This window comes from Shewanella zhuhaiensis (assembly GCF_022484835.1).
GTDB classification, from domain to species: domain Bacteria; phylum Pseudomonadota; class Gammaproteobacteria; order Enterobacterales; family Shewanellaceae; genus Shewanella; species Shewanella khirikhana.
In genome coordinates, this window is the sequence record NZ_JAKUDL010000001.1 from 1,080,973 (window position 1) to 1,098,843 (window position 17,871).

Genomic DNA, 17,871 nt, shown 5'->3' on the forward strand with positions numbered 1-17,871 from the left:
TCACTTACCAAAGTGCGGCCTGTATCAGGCCGCTGATTGGTTCAGGTGGCGGCTTACTTCAGGCCGCGGCGCTCCAGCAGACCGTCGGTGGTCGGTTCCTGACCACGGAAGTTGATGTAGGCTTCCATCGGCGGCACGCTGTTGCCCACTTCACGGATGGCCTTGCGGTACTTCATACCAATTTCACGGTTCAGGCCGCCCTGGGTTTGCACGTAGGCATAGGCGTCGGCTGCCAGAATTTCAGACCACATGTAGGCGTAGTAGCTGGCGCTGTAGCCGCCCGGGAAGGCGTGGGCGAAGTAGGCTGAGCGGTAACGTGGCGGTACGGCTTCAATGTCCACGCCGTGCTTTTTCAGCGCAGCGGCTTCGAAGCTGGCAACGTCTTTGAGGCTGTCACTGGCTTTCAGTGAGTGCCATTCCAAATCCACCAGGGCTGCGGCCATGTACTCCAGGGTGTCAAAGCCCTGGTTGAAGCTGCGTGACTTCAGCAGCTTGTCCAGCAATGGCTTGGGCAGCGGCTCGCCGCTCTGATAGTGACGGGCATAGTTGGCCAGTACCTTGGGATGGGCGGCCCAGTCTTCTTCGAAGGTGGATGGGAACTCAACGAAGTCGCGGGATACCTTGGTGCCCGCCAGCGTTGGGTATTTCACCTTTGACAGCATGCCGTGGGTGCCGTGACCCATTTCGTGGAACATGGTGGTCACTTCATCGTAGCTGACAAAGGTCGGCTCGCCGTCCGGTGCCTTCTTGATGTTCATCACGTTCACAACCACTGGCTTGTTACCCAGCAGACCGGACTGGTCCACGAAGGAGCTCTTCCAGGCGCCGCCCCGCTTGCCGTCACGGGCAAAATAGTCGGCGTAGAAGATGGCCACGCTGGTGCCGTCTTCATCAAACATTTCATAGGCCTTCACGTCCGGGTGGTATACCGGCAGATCCGGGCGCGGCTTCATGGTCAGGCCGTAGAGTTCCTTGATGGTGTAGAACACGCCATCTTCCAGCACCCGGTTGAATTCGAAGTAAGGCTTGAGGCTCTCTTCATCCAGGGCGTACTTTTCCTGACGCACTTTTTCGGCGTAGAAGGCCCAGTCCCAAGGCTTGAGCTCGAAATTGCCACCGGTTTTATCAATCATCGCCTGAATATCGGTGGCCTCTTTGCGGGTGTTGGCCACGACTTTTGGCACCATGGTGCCAAAGAGCTCGTACACGGCTTCAGGGCTGCCGGCCATTTGTGGCGCCAGGCGATAGCTGGCCCAGTTGTCAAAGCCCAGCAGGGCAGCGCGTTCGGCGCGAAGCTGTGCCAGACGGGCAACCAGAGAGGCAGTTTCGTTCTCGCCTTCAAGGCCACGGTTGGCAGAGGCTTCGAATACCCGCTTACGCAGTTCACGGTTTTCAAGCTGTGCCAGCACTGGCTGACGGGTGGTGTTGGTGATAGACAGCAGGAACTTGCCGTCATGGCCTGCGGCCTTGGCATCGGCGGCAGCCATGCGAATAGCGCTGTCAGACAGACCCGCCAGCTCGGCTTCGCTGTCAACCACCACGGCGATTTCTTTGGTCAGGCGACGCAGGCGCTGCTGGAATTCATCGGTCAGCTTGGAGTGCTCTTCGTTCAGGGCACGGATTTGGGTCTTCTGCGCTTCGGTGAGCTTGGCGCCAGCCATCACAAAGCGCTGATGGTACACCTCAATCAGGCGCACTTCTTCTTTGGTCAGTCCAAGGTCGTTGCGCTGGTTGTACAGGCTTTCGATGCGGGCAAACAGAGTCGGGTTCAGGTTGATGTCGTCAGAGTGAGCCGACATCAAAGGTGCCATCTTGGCTTGCAGTGCGCGTAGGGTAGGGTTGGAGTCGGTGCCCGCCAGGTTATAGAACACCTTGGAGGTGCGGGTCAGCAGGGCGCCGCTTTTTTCCATGGCCACCAGGGTGTTTTCAAAGGTGGCTGGCTCAGGATTGTTGGCAATGGCCAGGATCTCAGCCTTGTGCTCGGCAATACCCTGCAACAGCGCTGGTTCAAAATGGCTGTCGTTGATGGCGGCAAAGTTGGGCGCCTGATATTGCAGTGCGCTTGGCGCGAAGAAGGGGTTGTCAGCACCAATGACGGCGACAGCGGTGGCTACATCGCCATTGTTTACGCCACTTTCGGACGGGCCAAGGGCGCAGCCGCCCAACAAGAGCGCGCCGCCTACGGCAAGGGCGATAAGGCTTTTATGCATGGTTTCTTCCTGCTTGTTGTTGTGATTGTGGTTTTTTGATGACTGGCTAGGCTAACGAGGCGGCCTTAAATAAGTCTGAATTGTTGTGGGAACTGGCACTGGGGCTGGGGCTGCGCTAAGATAGCCCGGCATTTTTTTCAGGGGATCTTCGCGTTGGCTCAGCTCTATTTTTATTACTCGGCAATGAATGCCGGCAAATCCACCTCGCTGCTACAGTCTTCCTATAACTACCGCGAACGGGGCATGAATACCCTGGTGCTGACCGCCGCCATCGACGACAGATATGGCGTGGGTAAGGTGGCTTCACGTATCGGCATTCAGGCCGACGCCACCGTGTTTGGCAGTGAAGATAACCTGATGGATTTGATTGCCACTCACCACAGTCAGCAGCAACTGCACTGCGTGTTGGTGGACGAGAGCCAGTTTTTGTCCAAAACCCAGGTGCGTCAGCTTACCGATGTGGTGGATAAGCTCGATATCCCGGTGCTTTGTTACGGCCTTCGCAGCGATTTTCGCGGCGAGCTATTTATCGGCAGCCAGTATTTGCTGGCCTGGGCCGATAAGCTGGTGGAGCTGAAAACCATTTGTTTTTGTGGCCGCAAGGCCAACATGGTGGTGCGCCGTGATGGTGCCGGGAATCCGGTGCGTGATGGTGCTCAGGTGGCCATTGGCGGCAACGAGAGCTACGAGTCCATGTGCCGCAAACACTTCAGTGAGCTGGTGTGGGACTGAGCCTTTAGCAGTGCTGAAACTAAAAAGCGCCCTCGGGCGCTTTTTGCTTTTTAGGTAGCCACTATCAGGCGTGGGTTAAGTACCAGTGCCAGTCCTGCTGGCCCACTTCTGCCATAAACTGCTGATATTCTGCGCGTTTAATTCTGCCGTAAATCCGGTGGAAATCCTCACCCAATACGGACTTCATCCACTCGGAGCGCTCAAAATTGCAGAGTGCCGACAGCCAATCGGTTGGAAGGGTTTGATGTTTTCCTTCATAGCCGTTGCCGACAATGGCCTCGCCAGGGGATAACTGCTGGCGAATACCATGATGGCAGGCCGCTAAAATGGCGGCAGCGGCGAGATAAGGATTGGCGTCTGCGCCACAGATGCGATGTTCCACATGGCGACTGGGCGCCGGGCCACCGGGTACCCTGAATGAAACGGTTCGGTTGTTCACGCCCCAGGTCTTGGCGATTGGGGCGTAGCTTGCGCTCTGAAAGCGGCGGAAGGAGTTGGCATTGGGGCAAAACAGCAACTGGGCATCTTCCAGGGTCGCCATCATGCCGGCGATGGACTGAGTTAACAGCGGCGTACCCTCGGACGATTCGCTGGCGAACAAATTTTTGCCATCGGCATCGGCGAGGCTGACGTGCATATGCATGCCATTGCCAGCCAACTCACTAAAGGGTTTGGCCATAAAGCAGGCCTGTAATCCATGTTTTGCGGCCACGCCCTTCACCAGACGCTTGTAGCGCACCGCTTCGTCCATTGCTTTAAGCACATCAAATCTGTGCTCGAGGGTAATTTCTACCTGACCCGGTGCATATTCAGAAATTGCGGTGCGGGCGGGAATGCCTTGCACCTCACAGGCGTGGTACAGGTCATCGAGGAAGGGCTGTAACTGCTCCAGCTCCAAAATGCCATACACCTGGGTTTGGCTCGGGCGATGACCGTCGCGTTGCATCGCGGGCTGCGGCCGGCCGTTGGCATCGAATCTTTGATCCAGCAGGAAAAACTCCATCTCGGCTGCCATAACCGGGTAAAGGCCATCGGCATTCAGCGCCTCAGTCACCCGAGAGAGCACCAGGCGCGGATCGGCTACTGCCGCCGGCATACCTGCTTGAGGGTGCATGGCCAGTTGAATTTGCGCCGTGGGCTGGGTGCGCCAGGGCTGCAACAACAGGCTGCCTTCGATGGGAAAAGCTGCACAGTCGGCATCGCCCACTTCCCACACCAGCCCGGTATCTTCCACATCATCCCCCTGGACGGTCAGGCCCAGAATGGTGCTTGGCAAGGGGCGGCCATGTTGATACATGGATAAGACTTCCTCCCGGTGCAGCAGTTTGCCGCGGGGGATGCCGTTAGGGTCAATGATAAAGACTTCAACATGCTGAATCTGGGGATGTTTGTCCAGAAAGTCTATCGCTTCCTGTGGTTTGGCAAAGGGCATAGCGGCCTCGGATTGACTGGAACCCAGCCGGGGATACCACAGAACTCCCACAAACTTGGATTGATATTGAACGTATTGTTTTATTTATTTGACAGTATTTCTTGCCTCTGTATCGAAAGTCAATGGGCAGCAATGGCGATAATTGCACCATGTCGACCTGCCGGGCTTGGGGCGTCTGAGCTCTCATCAACAAGGCGGAATTGCTTTAAAAATCGGGTGTTTCCCGCAATTTAAGGTGTATTTGTGTTATGCTGTATCGCCTCTGTAGCCATCTGTGCAGGGTCTGGCCATTATTTGCAGCTGTTTCTATCGGCAGCGTGTGAGGCAGAGCCCTGCCATGGGAAGGCGCGACGTCCTGAGCTGTCGCCGCTGATACGCCAGAGCCGTGCGAGGACTTATTCGCACCTTCCTTAGCCAAGGGACTGAATATGACATTCAAACGCAGTATTAATCCGCCGGTTTTCTTCGGCTCTCTCTTTCTTATCACCCTGTTGGTGGCGCTCGGTGCCATCTGGCCAGAGCAGGCCCAGCAATGGTTTGGTGCCGTGCAGCACTGGCTGGAACTCAAAGCGGGTTGGCTCTATGTAATGGGCGTGGCCATCTTCCTGGTTTTTATCGTTTTTGTGATGGTGAGTCGCTTCGGGGATATCAAGCTTGGCCCCGATCATGCCGAGCCCGACTACAGCTACAAGAGCTGGATTGCCATGCTGTTTTCGGCGGGTATGGGCATAGGCCTGATGTTTTTTGGAGTTGCGGAGCCCGTGATGCATCTGATAGCACCGCCGGATGCCACGCCCGAGTCTATTGAAGCGGCCAAAGAGGCGATGAAAATCACCTTCTTCCACTGGGGAATTCATGCCTGGGCCATCTATGCGGTGGTGGCCCTGAGCCTTGCCTACTTTGCCTATAGGCACAAGTTGCCGCTGCTGCCCCGAAGTGCGCTTTACCCCTTGATTGGTGAGCGAATTTACGGCCCCATCGGCCATGCGGTGGATGCCTTTGCGGTGCTTGGCACCATGTTCGGGGTGGCCACCTCGCTGGGGTTTGGGGTGCTGCAGGTAAATGCCGGGCTTAACTTCCTGTTCGGTGATAGTGTGCCCATCGACACCCGCTTGCAGGTGGGGCTGATTGTGGTCATCACCCTGATTGCCACCGTCTCGGTGTTTTCCGGACTCGATAAAGGGGTTAAGCGGCTTAGCGAACTCAATCTGCTGCTGGCTGTGGTGCTGATGCTGGTGGTGCTGCTGGTGGGGCCGACCGTGTCGCTGCTGCAGGCCTTTGTACAAAACACCGGCGCTTACTTCTCTGATATTGTTGGTAAAACATTTAACCTTTACGCCTATCAGCAGAAAAACGACTGGCTCGGTGGCTGGACCTTGCTGTACTGGGGCTGGTGGATTTCCTGGTCGCCTTTTGTGGGCACCTTTATTGCCCGGGTATCCCGTGGTCGCACCATTCGCGAGTTTCTGCTGGGGGTGCTGTTCGTGCCGAGCGGCTTCACTTTTTTGTGGATGACGGTGTTTGGCAACTCGGCCATTGATCAGATACTGCATCAGGGCAACACAGTGCTGGCCGAGGCCGTTTCAAGTGATGTGTCGGTGGCGCTGTTTGTGTTTTTCCAGCAATTGCCGCTGACCTCTTTGCTGTCGGCGGTGGCCCTGTGTCTGGTGGTGACCTTCTTTGTCACTTCGTCCGATTCGGGCAGTTTGGTGATTGATAATCTCACTTCCGGCGGCGATATGTCGGCGCCTGTGTGGCAGCGGATTTTTTGGGCGCTGATGCAGGGGGTGGTTGCTTCCGTGCTGCTGCTTGCCGGTGGTTTGCAGGCGCTGCAAACGGCTGCAATTGCCAGTGCCATGCCGTTTTTGTTGGTGATGCTGCTGATTTGCCTTGGGCTGTTTAAAGCACTGCAGGATGATTGGCTTAAGCTCTCCAGCGTGCAGCTGCACCACACCAGCGTGCAATACGCCAAAGCCAACGTAGACTGGCGCGAGCGCTTAAAGGTGCTGGTGGCACAGCCGTCAGCCCATGATGCCAATGCCTTTTTGCGCGGACCGGCCAAAGAGGCGCTGGGGCAGGTGGCCGAAGCTCTGGTGGCTGAGGGCGTCAATGCCAGAGTGGTGGAGCTTGAAGACAGGGTTCGGCTGGTGATTGCCAGCGATGAGCATCCGGACTTCGTGTATGGCTTAAGGCTGCGGCAATACAGCAAGGTCGCCATGCCCGGCGCCGAAGAAGGCGAGGCTGGCGACGATGGCGACGATGGCGAAGAGGTGTTCCACCGGGTGGAAGTGTTCCTGGAGCATGGCGGCCAGCACTATGATGTGCTTGGCTACACTGTTGAGCAATTGCAGGCCGACGCCGTGACCCAGTACGAAAAATACCTGCACTACCTGCACTTGTCGGTCAGTGAATCTGTGAGCGAAGACAGCTGATTGCGCCCCGGGCCGCTGCGCGTTATGCTGCGGCCCTTATCTCTAGTGTGTGCGTGATTGGCCGTGAAGCGGCCGTTTTGGACCTGATATGACCCAGAGTAAACTCGATAAGGTATTGGCCGCAGAGCGCGAGTACCGTGAAAAACGTGAAGGTGGTTACCGGGAGCGGGCGCTTAAGCTCTACCCCTGGGTATGTGGCCGCTGTGCCAGGGAATTTACCCATAAGAATCTGTCTGAACTGACGGTGCACCACCGCGACCACAACCACGACAATAACCCCTCAGATGGTTCTAACTGGGAACTCTTATGCCTGTACTGCCACGACAATGAGCACTCACGCTTTGAAGAGCTTATTCGTTACGGCAGCACTCAGGAGGCCAAACAGGAGTCGGCGACCTACAATCCGTTTGCCGATCTCAAAGCCCTGATGGGTAACAAAAAATAACCAGTTTGGCGGGTTGGAAAAGGTGCCTGAAGGCGCCTTTTTTATTGTATGGCATCTGTATAAATTGTCTGCAAAATCTGATTGGTTTGTGTGCAGCATCACCCTATACTCGGGCTGGATCATAACAATAATCAAGATGGGATATTTGCAATGACAACAGGGAATATGCCGGTCTCCAAGACCCGTTCATTTATGACAGTGTCGCTGATAGAGCTGTGGGAGCGTTTTGGCTTCTACGGTATGCAGGCACTGATTGTGTACTTTATGGTGCAGCGCCTTGGTTTTGAGGACAGCCGGGCCAACTTGGTTTGGAGTGCCTGCGCCGCGCTGATTTATGTTTCACCCGCAATAGGTGGTTGGGTAGGTGACAAGGTGCTGGGCACCAAACGCACCATGCTCCTGGGCGCCGGAGTACTGACCCTGGGCTATGCCCTGATGGCGGTGCCCACTGACAACACCTGGTTTTTGTTTTCGGCCCTCGGGGTTATCGTGGTCGGTAACGGCCTGTTCAAACCCAACGCCGGTAATCTGGTGCGCAAGATTTATGAAGGCGATGACTCCAAAATCGACAGCGCCTTCACCATCTACTACATGGCCGTGAACGTGGGCTCCACCTTCTCGATGCTGCTCACCCCCTGGATTAAGGACTACGTTAACGCCAACTATGGCGATGGCTTCGGTTGGCATGCCGCCTTTGCCGTGTGTTTTGTCGGCCTGATTGTGGGTATTGCCAACTATATGGTGATGCGCCACACCTTGGATGAATACGGCTCAGAACCGGATCTGCTGCCGGTGGATAAGCGCAAGCTGATGGCGGTGCTCGGCTGTTCGCTGCTGGCAGTGGTGGCATCGGCCATTATCCTCGAATTTGAAGACGTGGCGCGGGTGTTTGTGTATGGCGCCGGTGTGGTAGTGCTGGGGATTTTTGTCCACCTTATCCGCACCAGTGAAGAGAGTGAGCGGGCGGGGCTGATTGCGGCGCTGGTGCTTACCCTGCAAACGGTGTTTTTCTTCATCTTTTATCAGCAGATGTCGACCTCGCTGGCGCTCTTTGCTCTGCGTAACGTCGATTGGGATTTTGTCGTGGCAGGTACCCATCTGTGGACCTGGTCGCCTGCACAGTTTCAGGCACTCAATCCCATCTGGATCATGGTGTTAAGCCCGGTTCTCGCCTGGGTTTATGCTTGGGGTGGCAAGAATAACAAGGACATTTCCATTGCCGCCAAATTTGCCCTTGGCTTTGCGGTGGTGGCGGCAGGCTTCTTTATTTATGGTATTGCCGGTGAGTATGCGGTGAATGGTAAAACGTCAAGCTGGGTGATGATTTGGGGCTATGGCTCCTACTCTCTGGGCGAGCTTTTGGTGAGCGGTTTGGGACTGGCGATGATTGCCCGTTATGTGCCCGAGCGTATGGGCGGCTTTATGATGGGGGCGTACTTTGTGGCCTCGGGCATTTCCCAGTATCTGGGCGGTGTGGTGGCCAACTTTGCCAGTGTGCCTCAGGGAATTACCGATCCGCTGGAGACCCTGCCGATTTACACCAACCTGTTTAATAAACTGGGATTTGCCGCTCTGGGCTGCACGGTGATAGCCTTGGCTGTATTGCCGCTGATGCGTCGCCTGACTGAAACCCACCACAGTCACAATACCGCGGCGCAGGATAGTTGACCTGCTTAAGCTGCTGATCCAGTGTCATTAACGGGCGCCGGCACCATGCCGGCGCTTTTGTTTTTTTCTTGTGTCTAAAGGAGCCATTTATGTTTTTTCGCTCGGCTGTTGGCGCTATTGCTGTGCTTGTTTCTCCCCAGGCCTTTTTTGCGGCCAGCGCTACAGCGCTTGAAATCACCCCATTATCTGAAAACCTCTACCTGCACCAGAGTGAGAAAACGATTGAGGGTTGGGGCAAGGTGTCGGCCAATGGCCTTATTTTGGTCGATGGCAAAGAGGCCTTCGTTGTGGATACGCCATGGAGCGATGCCGACGCCGAGACCATGCTGGAGTGGGCAAACGCGCAGGGCTTAATCATTAAAGGCGTGCTCGCCACCCACTGGCACGAAGACAGAGCCGGCAGTTTTGGCGTGTATGAGAAAGCGGGTATTCCAACCCTGAGCTCAGAGGCGACCCAGGCGATGTTGCAGCAACATCAAAAGACCCTGGCGACCCAGACTTTCAGTGGCGACGAGATACAGTACTTCGGCAACAAGGTTGAGGTATTTTATCCGGGCTCGGGTCATGCGAACGATAATCTGGTGGTGTACCTGCCCGATGAAAAACTGCTGTTTGGCGGCTGTCTGGTGCGGGAAGCCTCAACTCAGTCGATGGGATTTTACGGCGATGGTTCGCTGCAGGCCTGGCCTGAGTCCATGTCGCGGGTAATAGCAAAATTCCCCGAAGTGAATACCGTGGTGCCAGGCCACGGCGCGCTGGGGGACAAGCGTCTGCTTGAGCACACCAAAGTGCTGGCCGAAGCGGCGCTGAAGGCGCAATAAACCGGGTTGTCGGTTTCAGACGACTAATCGAGCCCCAAGCGGGCTTCAGATTCCAGCCATTTGGCTCTGCTCAGTGGCTGATTATTTTCACCCTCGAGGGCTTTTTTGCGGGCAGGCAGACTGGCCAGGATCTCCAGCTTTCGCTCATCACTCGCCTGGGACCATCCGACAATTTCATCGATATGGCGCAGACAACCCATGCAGTAATCCTCATCGTTCAGGCCGCAGCGGGCGACGCAGGGGGATTGGATCACAGGCATTCTCCTAACGGGTTAAAAACTGGACGCCGAGTCTAGCATCTCAGTGGGCATTTCCCCAACTTATGATCTCTATCACTTTGGCGGATAGGTCACGCTGGTTCGCCGCTGGTACAATTGCGCTCAACAGAGTAAAAGGAGCGACACTGCATGAAACACAGACTCACAGCCTTGTTGGCCACGACCTTATTGGTGCTGCTTGGCGGCTGTTCGCTGCTGGAAGTCAAACTGGAAAGCGGCGTGGTGCCACTGCCCAAGGAGCAACTGAATATGCGGGTGTTTACCCGTGATTTTGCCAGCAGCTTTTATCAGCAGGTGGAAAGTAGCGCCGATGCCATCATGCTGGAGCAGGATGATGACCGCATCAAGGCCAATGCGCTGATGTGGAAGATTTATGCCGAGCAGGGGCTGCAGACCACCCTGTATCAGGCATCGCCGGTGGCATCCATGATAGACACCTGGGTCTATACCGCCCAAATGCGTGCCTTCTTTGAGACCGGTGCCGGGCAGGCACTGTTTGGTGAGCGTCAGGGCTTGGCACTGGAGGCCACCCGCGCGCTGGAAGCTGAATTTACCGAGCGGGTAAAACGTTTCGCCAAAAGCGGCGATTTCAGCAAAGACAGCGCCTTTGTCAGCCAGTATGTTGCCGCCAATCCCTTCACCGATATCGGCTTTGGTCGCAAAAGCGCCTTTGCTGACTGGCTGGCCTTTCGCGGCATAGATGAAAGCGATGCTGTGACCACCTTTGGCTCGGCGCCTGAAGTTGCCAGTGATATTTCCGATCGCCTCGCTGCCATCAGCAGTCAAACGCCGAAGATTTTAGGCTGGAAGGCCGAACTCTTTGCCATGCACTCCAGTGTCGACCCAAAAGAAATTGAGCGCACCCTGCGTGAAATGGCCGACACCGCCGCCCGTTTTCAGGCGCTGATGGCCCAAAGCCCGGAAATGATGTCGCAGCTGGCGGTGGATATGCGCAAGGAGCTGGAGCCACTGTTGGAAAAGCTGGGCGCAGGCACAGATGAGAAACTTGCCAGACTCTCCGAGGAGCGGATAGCCCTCGAGGCCATGGTCGCCCGCGAGCGGGAGGCGCTGGAGACCATGGTAGCCCGCGAGCGTGCCAATGCCGCCAAAGATTTGGAAGTCATTACCCAAAAGGCGGTGGAAGTGGTGTTTGAGCAGCTGACGCAAACCCTGAAAAGCCTCATTTTGTACATAGTGCTGTTTTTGCTGGTGGTGTTTTTCGCTCCCCTGGGGCTGGGTGTGTGGCTGGGTAAGCGGATGGCGCTTAAAAAGGCGCAAACCCTCTAAAAAACCAGGCTGCCCCTTGTATGTGGGAACAGCGGCTAAAGCCACGTATAATGAAGCGGCCTTCACTCTGTGGAGGCCGTTTTTTTAGTCTTCTGTCAGGAATTTTTCGTGTCGTCATTGTCTTCGCAGCAAACATCTCAGCCGACCTCAGATATCAGCCCAGCGCTTGAATTGGCGGATGTTTTGCGTAGGCTTGAGTCGCTGGCGAGCACCCTTGAGCAGGGGAGATGCCTGTGGGACCTGCGTACCTTTGAGTGTGTAGACCTGCCCTGGGAGAGCGACTTCCCCGCGCTTGCCCAGGCACTTTGGGCCATCGACGATGACCACATAGAGCCACTGGATAGAGATCAGCGCGGCTTGTGTGCGCTGCTGTGGCCGGCTCTGGAAGCCGACTTGGCCAGACGCGGCGAGCTGGCCTGGTCTAAATCACTGTTTGATTGGACACTGCCTGCCAATCCGCTGGACAGCCGAGCTGAGAATGCCCGTTATCATCCGGACACCTTGCTGCCAGCGCAGACATTAAGCCGGTTTGCCGCTGGCATAAAGGGGCGCAAATGGGAGCAAATATCCCGTTTTGTGGCCATTACTGCCGCGAGCAGCCCCGCTTTGCCTGTGCTTGAGTGGTGCGCCGGTAAGGGCCATCTTGGCCGCCTGATGGGCGCTGTGACCCAAATGCCGGTATTGAGCCTTGAGCTGCAGCAGTCCCTTTGTGAGGCAGGCGCGCTGGAGGCCGACAAGCGCGCGGTAAAGCAGCGCTTCGTGTGCGCCGATGCTTTTGGCGATACTGCCCAAGTGTTTGACACCAACCAACATGCGCTGGCGCTCCATGCCTGCGGCGAGCTGCATCTGACGCTGATGCGAAAGGCGGTGGCCGCTGGCACTGAAGCCATCAGTCTTTCCCCCTGCTGTTATCATCTTTTTGCCAGCGGCGATTATTGCTGCATCAGTGCAGCAGGCCGGAAATCCGGCCTTTGCTTGTCGCGCCAGGCCCTGCAATTGCCTCTGAATCACTCACTGGTGGCGGGGGATAAGGCCAACGCTGACCGCCTCAAGGAAGTAAGCTGGCGCCTGGGGTTTGACAGCCTGCAGCGCACCCTTCGCAATCAAGATGAGTACCTGCCGCTGCCATCGATGCGCCAAAGCCAGCTGTCCGGCAGCTTTGCCGACTTTTGCCACTGGGCCGCCGATTACCGCGGCCTGACACTGCCTGCTGACTTTAACGCCGAGCCCTGGCTTGTTCTGGGGCTTAAACGCCAGCAGCTCACCCGCAGGCTGGATTTGGCCGCACATTTGTTCCGGCCTTTGATAGAGCAGTTTTTGTTGCTGGACCGGGCGGCCTTTTTGCTGGAGGCTGGTTACCGCGTCAGTCTCAGTGCTTTTTGTGCGCCGCAAGTGACTCCCCGCAATGCGCTGATTGAAGCACGCCGCTAACGCTCTTTGCTGGTTCATGGCCTGTGCTTGGGCTTATCAAAGGTGACGCAGGTTTTCTGCACACTTGATTTGAAATTCCTGTCAATCGGGCAAATTCTCAGGCCCAGTTCAGGCAGCACTGTTTGAATAGCCGCTTTCACGTCGGGTCCTTTTTCAACTAAGGGGTCGGATGAGCGCCTGTCCGGGGCTATTAGTTGAGTATTTTGGTTGGCTTGACCTGCATTTCTCTGGATAATGGCTGATTATTGTCAGGCCGAAGTGGCGAGCGGCCGTGAGCTTTGCATCCCAGATAATTAGAACTGAATGAAATATTCCCGAGTATTTATCAACAGCATGGCCTACGAACTGGCCCCTGTTGTCGTATCGAGCTCTGAACTAGAGCAGCGTCTCGCTCCCCTGTATCAAAAGTTTCGTATTCCTATGGGACAGCTGGCTGCCCTGACCGGTATTCGCGAGCGTCGCTGGTGGCCGCTGGGTCACAGGTTGTCTGACGGCGCTATCAGCGCAGCCCAAAAGGCCCTCACAGAAACCGGCCTCAGTGCCAGTGATTTGGGCGCCGTGGTCTATACAGGTGTGTGCCGCGATCAGCACGAACCCGCCACGGCCTGCCGTATTGCAGCCGCGCTTGGCGTGGGTCGCGATAGCGCAATTTACGATATTTCCAATGCCTGTCTTGGGGTGCTGTCGGGCATTCTCGACATTGCCAACCGCATCGAGCTTGGCCAAATCCGCGCCGGGTTGGTGGTGTCCTGTGAATCGGCCCGTGACATCGTCGATGTGACCATCGACCGTATGCTGGCCGAGCCAACCATGCAGAATTTTGCCCAGTCGCTGGCCACGCTCACCGGCGGTTCAGGCGCCGTGGCAGTGCTGCTAACCGATGGCAGTTTCAAGCTGGCCACCGAGCGCAACCATCAACTGCTGGGCGCCAGTCAACTGGCAGCCCCTGAGCATCATCAGCTGTGCCAGTGGGGCTTGCAGGAAGCCGGACATCGCATCTACCGCGAGTTTATGCGCACCGACGCCGTAACCCTGCTCAAAGAAGGGGTGGAGCTTGCCAAGCAAACCTGGCAGCACTTCCTCGGACAGCGCGAATGGCTGGCAAGCCAGGTCGATAAAGTCATCTGTCACCAGGTGGGCGCCGCCAACCGCAAACAGGTGCTTTCTGCGTTGCAAATTCCTGAAGAAAAAGAATTTCCTACCTTTGCCGAACTTGGCAATATGGGCACGGTTTCGCTACCGGTATCGGCGGCCATGGCCCACGATCAGGGCTTTTTGCGCCCCGGGGATCAGGTGAGTTTTCTTGGCATAGGCTCAGGCCTTAACTGCATGATGTTGGGGCTGCGCTGGTAATGAGTAACGAATTAATGCTGGACACCCTGCTGCCTTTCAAGCGGCAGTATTTCCGCCACAAGGGCCAGAATATTCACTATGTGGATGAAGCCCCTGCCTCGCCAAAGGGCACTGTGGTCATGGTTCATGGCAACCCCAGTTGGACCTTGTACTACCGCAATCTGATAAGCGCGCTCAAGGGCGAGTACCGCTGTATTGCCATGGATAACGTGGGCTGCGGACTATCGGATAAGCCCGATGACAGCCAATACGATTACACCCTCACCAGCCGTATTGCCGATTTGGAGGCGCTGCTGGCTCACCTTGGGGTGAACGAGAAAGTGACCCTGGTGGTACACGACTGGGGCGGGATGATTGGCATGGGCTGGGCATCCAAATATCCGCAGGCCATTGAAAGATTGGTGATATTAAATACCGCTGCGTTTCATCTGCCAACCAGCAAGCCTCTGCCACTGCGGCTTAAAATTTGCCGTAATACCTGGTTGGGCACTGTGCTGGTGCGGGGCTTTAACGCCTTTGCAGGGCTCGCCTCTGTGATTGGCTGCAAGCGAAACCCCATGTCAGCGCCGCTGAGAAAAGCCTACGTATCGCCTTTCAACAGTTGGGCCAACCGTATTTCCACCCTGCGTTTTGTGCAGGACATTCCGCTGCAGCCAGGCGATAAAGCCTACGCCGAGGTCAGCAGGATTGAAGCCAGTCTCATTGGTTTCACCGAGGTTCCGACCCTGATTTGCTGGGGTCTTGAGGATTTTGTGTTTGATAAACACTTCCTTGAGGTATGGCAGCAAAAGCTGCCCAAGGCCCAGGTGCACGCCTTTGCCGACTGTGGCCATTACATTCTCGAAGATGCGGCCGATGAAGTCATTGGCCATATTCAGCAGTTTATTCACCGCTCATCCGCCCGCGAGGCGCTGGCATCATGAGTGCCAATCTGTGCCGTCACTTGCTGAACGCCGCGACCGAGCGCCCCGAAGGGCTGGCGGTTGCGGTGCAAAGGCACAGATTTGGTAAGCCACCCCGAGGCATAGGCGAGCTTTGCTACGATGAGCTCAGTCTCGGTGAGCTGAACCGTCGCAGCGATGCCATTGCCCACGGACTGCTGAGCGCCGGACTCAAGGCCGGTGACAAAGCCGTGCTGATGGTGACGCCGGGGCTCGATTTCTTTGCGCTTACCTTTGCACTGTTCAAGGCCGGGATCATCCCTGTGATGGTCGACCCGGGCATGGGCATTAAAAACCTCGGTCAGTGCTTCGATGAGGCCGAGCCCGATGCCTTTATCGGCATCCCTAAGGCCCATGTGGCGCGGATGCTGTTTGGCTGGGGAAAGCGCACGCTAAAGACCCTGATAACCGTGGGCCGCGGCCTGAAAATCTGGGGCGGCCCGACTCTGGCTCAGCTTGAACAGCAGGGCAAGGATAAAGGGGCATTCCCGATGGTGATGCTGGACGAAGATGCGCTGTGCGCCATCCTCTTTACCAGCGGCAGCACCGGCGTGCCCAAGGGCGTGGAATACAGTCACCGGATGTTTGAGGCGCAGATAACCGCGCTTAAGCAGGACTATGGCATCAGTCCAGGCGAGCGTGACCTGTCGACTTTTCCGCTGTTTGCTCTGTTTGGTCCCGCGCTAGGTATGGCCTCCATAGTGCCCTGTATGGATGCGAGCCGTCCTATCAAGGCCAATCCCGAATATTTGTTTAAAGCCATTGCCGATTATGGCTGTACCAACCTGTTCCTCAATCCGGCGCTGCTGGATAAGCTTGGCCGTTTCTGTGTGGACAATCAAAGGCAGCTGACCGGCGTCAAGCGGGTGATTTCTGCCGGGGCGCCAGCCTCTATCGATGCCATCAGCCGCTTTAGCCGTTTATTGCCAGAAGGCGCGCCCGTACTCAATTCTTACGGTGCAACCGAGGGGTTGCCGCTGTGTTTTGTCGCCAGCGATGAGCTGCTCTTAAGTGGCGAGGTGACAGCCAAAGGTGGCGGTATTCTTGTTGGCAAGCCGGTGAGCGGCGTGGCAATCGATATTATTGCCATTGATGAAGCTCCCATCGCCGATTGGTCACAGGCTCCACTTTTACAAGCCTACGAAATCGGTGAGATAGTGGCCAAAGGGCCCATGGTGAGCCAGGCCTATTACCACAGGGATGAAGCCACGCTTCAGGCCAAAATAGGCGATGGCGATGTGAAACGTCACCGCATGGGCGATCTTGGGTATCTCGATGACGAAGGTCGGCTGTGGATGTGCGGCCGCAAGGCCCACCGGGTGGATGCTACCGAGGGCGGCGCCTTCAGCAAACGCTATTTCTCTATCCCCTGTGAGCGGATTTTCAATAACCATCCGCTGGTGGCGCGCTCGGCGCTGGTGGGGGTGCATCGCCTCGGTGACAAGCTGCCGCTGGTGTGCATCGAGCTCGATAAGAGCCTTGCCTGCAACAACGCCAGTACCCTGTATCGCGAGCTCAGGGAAATGGCCGAGGCCAATGACATCACCCGCGGTATCGACTTCTTCCTTATCCATGAATCTTTCCCCATGGATGTGCGCCATAACGCCAAGATTTTCCGTGAAAAACTGGCTGTCTGGGCTGAAAAACAACTCTCCGGTGGCCTTAAATGACCCAGGCTTTTCCACTGCATCCTGAACAAATCAGTGCCGCCAGAACGCTGGCTGGCCAGGTGTCCAAAGTGCTGGTAACCGGCGCCGGTGGTTTTTTGGGTAAGGCGCTTTGCCGCCAGTTGCTCTCGGCGGGTATAGAGGTGGTGGGGATTGCCCGCTCGGATTACCCGGCGCTTAAGCAGCTGGGCGTGACCATGCACAGGGGCGATATAACCGATATCGCCTCGCTTGAAGCGGCCATGCAGGGCTGCGAGCTGGTGTTCCATGTAGCCTCCAAGGCGGGCGTTTGGGGCAGCCGCGAAAGCTACTATGGCCCCAATGTCACAGGTGCCGCCAACGTGATTGAGGCCGCAAGGCAGCAGGGCGTAAAGGGCATTATCTATACCAGCACCCCCAGCGTGACCTTTGCCGGCGAAGATGAGTCAGGTATCGATGAGTCTGCGCCTTATGCTGACCACTTCTTGAATCATTACGGCGCCTCCAAGGCCGAGGCCGAGGCCATGATGCTGTCGGCACACTGCCAGGATTTACGCACAGTGGCGCTGCGGCCGCATTTGATTTGGGGGCCGGAAGACCCTCATCTGGTGCCACGGGTCATTGCCCGTGGCCGGGCAGGGCGCCTTAAGCTGGTGGGCCGTGAAAACAAGCTGGTGGATACCATTTATGTGGACAATGCCGCCCACGCCCATGTGTTGGCGGCCATTTCGCTGCTGAAGGACGATAGTCCCTGTGGCGGCAAAGCCTTGTTTTTGAGTAACGATGAGCCGGTGACCATGGCCGACATGCTGGGTCGCATTCTCGCCTGTGACAATCAGCATCAACGTCTGCCCCGTGTTCCTGTGGGGCTCGCCTACGCCGTGGGCGCGCTGCTTGAAGGTATTTATGGCCTGCTGGGCAAAGAGGAAGAGCCGGTTATCACCCGCTTTGTGGCGCGTCAGCTCTCCTGCAGCCATTACTACCGCATCGATGCCGCCAAAACCTTGCTTGGCTACCAGCCGCTGATTTCCCTCGATGAAGGGATGAAACGATTGGCTCCCTGGGTTAAATCAGCGCTCTGATCTGTTAGACGATCCCGTCTTTTTGTAAGCCCCGGTCAATGCCGGGGCTTATCTTTTTGGCCGTATCTGCCGCTTCATCCTCATTAGCTTTTGTTATTCCCATCCATGCAAAT

General features: G+C 56.5%; 14 protein-coding genes. 11 read left to right on the forward strand and 3 right to left on the reverse strand.

Features of this window, described 5'->3' with window-relative positions; genetic code table 11:
• Positions 1-53: 53 nt before the first annotated feature.
• The gene (locus MJ923_RS04610) at positions 54-2,210 is read right to left on the reverse strand and encodes a M3 family metallopeptidase (protein ID WP_240590083.1); all 2,157 of its coding nucleotides are present in this window, start codon (positions 2,208-2,210) and stop codon (positions 54-56) included.
• A 153-nt stretch (positions 2,211-2,363) separates the two neighbouring features.
• Between MJ923_RS04610 and MJ923_RS04615 the strand changes: the two genes are divergently transcribed.
• A complete protein-coding gene (locus tag MJ923_RS04615; protein ID WP_011759289.1) occupies positions 2,364-2,942 on the forward strand; it encodes a thymidine kinase in 579 nt (192 codons plus the stop codon).
• A 64-nt stretch (positions 2,943-3,006) separates the two neighbouring features.
• Here the strand turns inward: MJ923_RS04615 and MJ923_RS04620 are convergent, their stop codons facing one another.
• Positions 3,007-4,374, reverse strand: coding sequence for a glutamine synthetase family protein (locus MJ923_RS04620; protein WP_240590084.1), 1,368 nt, complete (start codon positions 4,372-4,374; stop codon positions 3,007-3,009).
• A 428-nt stretch (positions 4,375-4,802) separates the two neighbouring features.
• Between MJ923_RS04620 and MJ923_RS04625 the strand changes: the two genes are divergently transcribed.
• The 4 genes from MJ923_RS04625 to bla all read left to right on the forward strand — a co-directional run bounded on the left by MJ923_RS04625 (position 4,803) and on the right by bla (position 9,740).
• Complete coding sequence (locus MJ923_RS04625; RefSeq protein WP_240590085.1) at positions 4,803-6,806, forward strand: BCCT family transporter; 2,004 nt, start codon at positions 4,803-4,805, stop codon at positions 6,804-6,806.
• An 88-nt stretch (positions 6,807-6,894) separates the two neighbouring features.
• Positions 6,895-7,251, forward strand: a complete 357-nt coding sequence (locus MJ923_RS04630; protein WP_126166304.1) for a YajD family HNH nuclease — start codon at positions 6,895-6,897, stop codon at positions 7,249-7,251.
• A 150-nt stretch (positions 7,252-7,401) separates the two neighbouring features.
• Entirely contained in the window at positions 7,402-8,919 is a 1,518-nt protein-coding gene (locus tag MJ923_RS04635) for a peptide MFS transporter (RefSeq protein ID WP_240590086.1), read from the forward strand.
• A gap of 89 nt (positions 8,920-9,008) precedes the next feature.
• Positions 9,009-9,740 (forward strand): subclass B1 metallo-beta-lactamase, encoded by a 732-nt coding sequence (gene bla / locus MJ923_RS04640; protein ID WP_240590087.1) that lies wholly within the window; start codon positions 9,009-9,011, stop codon positions 9,738-9,740.
• Between the two features lie 23 nt (positions 9,741-9,763).
• On the opposite strand, the gene MJ923_RS04645 is transcribed toward bla, so the two are convergent.
• Positions 9,764-9,991, reverse strand: coding sequence for a DUF1289 domain-containing protein (locus MJ923_RS04645; RefSeq protein WP_126169402.1), 228 nt, complete (start codon positions 9,989-9,991; stop codon positions 9,764-9,766).
• 156 nt (positions 9,992-10,147) lie between these two features.
• Between MJ923_RS04645 and MJ923_RS04650 the strand changes: the two genes are divergently transcribed.
• The 6 genes from MJ923_RS04650 to oleD all read left to right on the forward strand — a co-directional run bounded on the left by MJ923_RS04650 (position 10,148) and on the right by oleD (position 17,758).
• Positions 10,148-11,305, forward strand: a complete 1,158-nt coding sequence (locus MJ923_RS04650) for a chemotaxis protein (RefSeq protein WP_240590088.1) — start codon at positions 10,148-10,150, stop codon at positions 11,303-11,305.
• A 108-nt stretch (positions 11,306-11,413) separates the two neighbouring features.
• On the forward strand, positions 11,414-12,736 hold the full coding sequence (locus tag MJ923_RS04655; RefSeq protein WP_240590089.1) for a methyltransferase: 1,323 nt from the start codon (positions 11,414-11,416) through the stop codon (positions 12,734-12,736).
• 303 nt (positions 12,737-13,039) lie between these two features.
• Positions 13,040-14,089 carry a 3-oxoacyl-ACP synthase III gene (locus tag MJ923_RS04660; RefSeq protein WP_240590090.1) on the forward strand — a complete coding sequence of 350 codons (1,050 nt, stop codon included), beginning with the start codon at positions 13,040-13,042 and terminating at the stop codon, positions 14,087-14,089.
• A gap of 14 nt (positions 14,090-14,103) precedes the next feature.
• Positions 14,104-15,012, forward strand: coding sequence for an alpha/beta fold hydrolase (locus MJ923_RS04665; RefSeq protein WP_240590248.1), 909 nt, complete (start codon positions 14,104-14,106; stop codon positions 15,010-15,012).
• Entirely contained in the window at positions 15,009-16,700 is a 1,692-nt protein-coding gene (gene oleC / locus MJ923_RS04670; RefSeq protein WP_240590091.1) for an olefin beta-lactone synthetase, read from the forward strand. The genes MJ923_RS04665 and oleC overlap by 4 nt, the downstream gene beginning before the upstream one ends.
• Entirely contained in the window at positions 16,697-17,758 is a 1,062-nt protein-coding gene (gene oleD, locus MJ923_RS04675; RefSeq protein WP_240590092.1) for a 2-alkyl-3-oxoalkanoate reductase, read from the forward strand. Before oleC ends, oleD begins: the two co-directional genes overlap by 4 nt.
• Positions 17,759-17,871 lie beyond the last annotated feature (113 nt).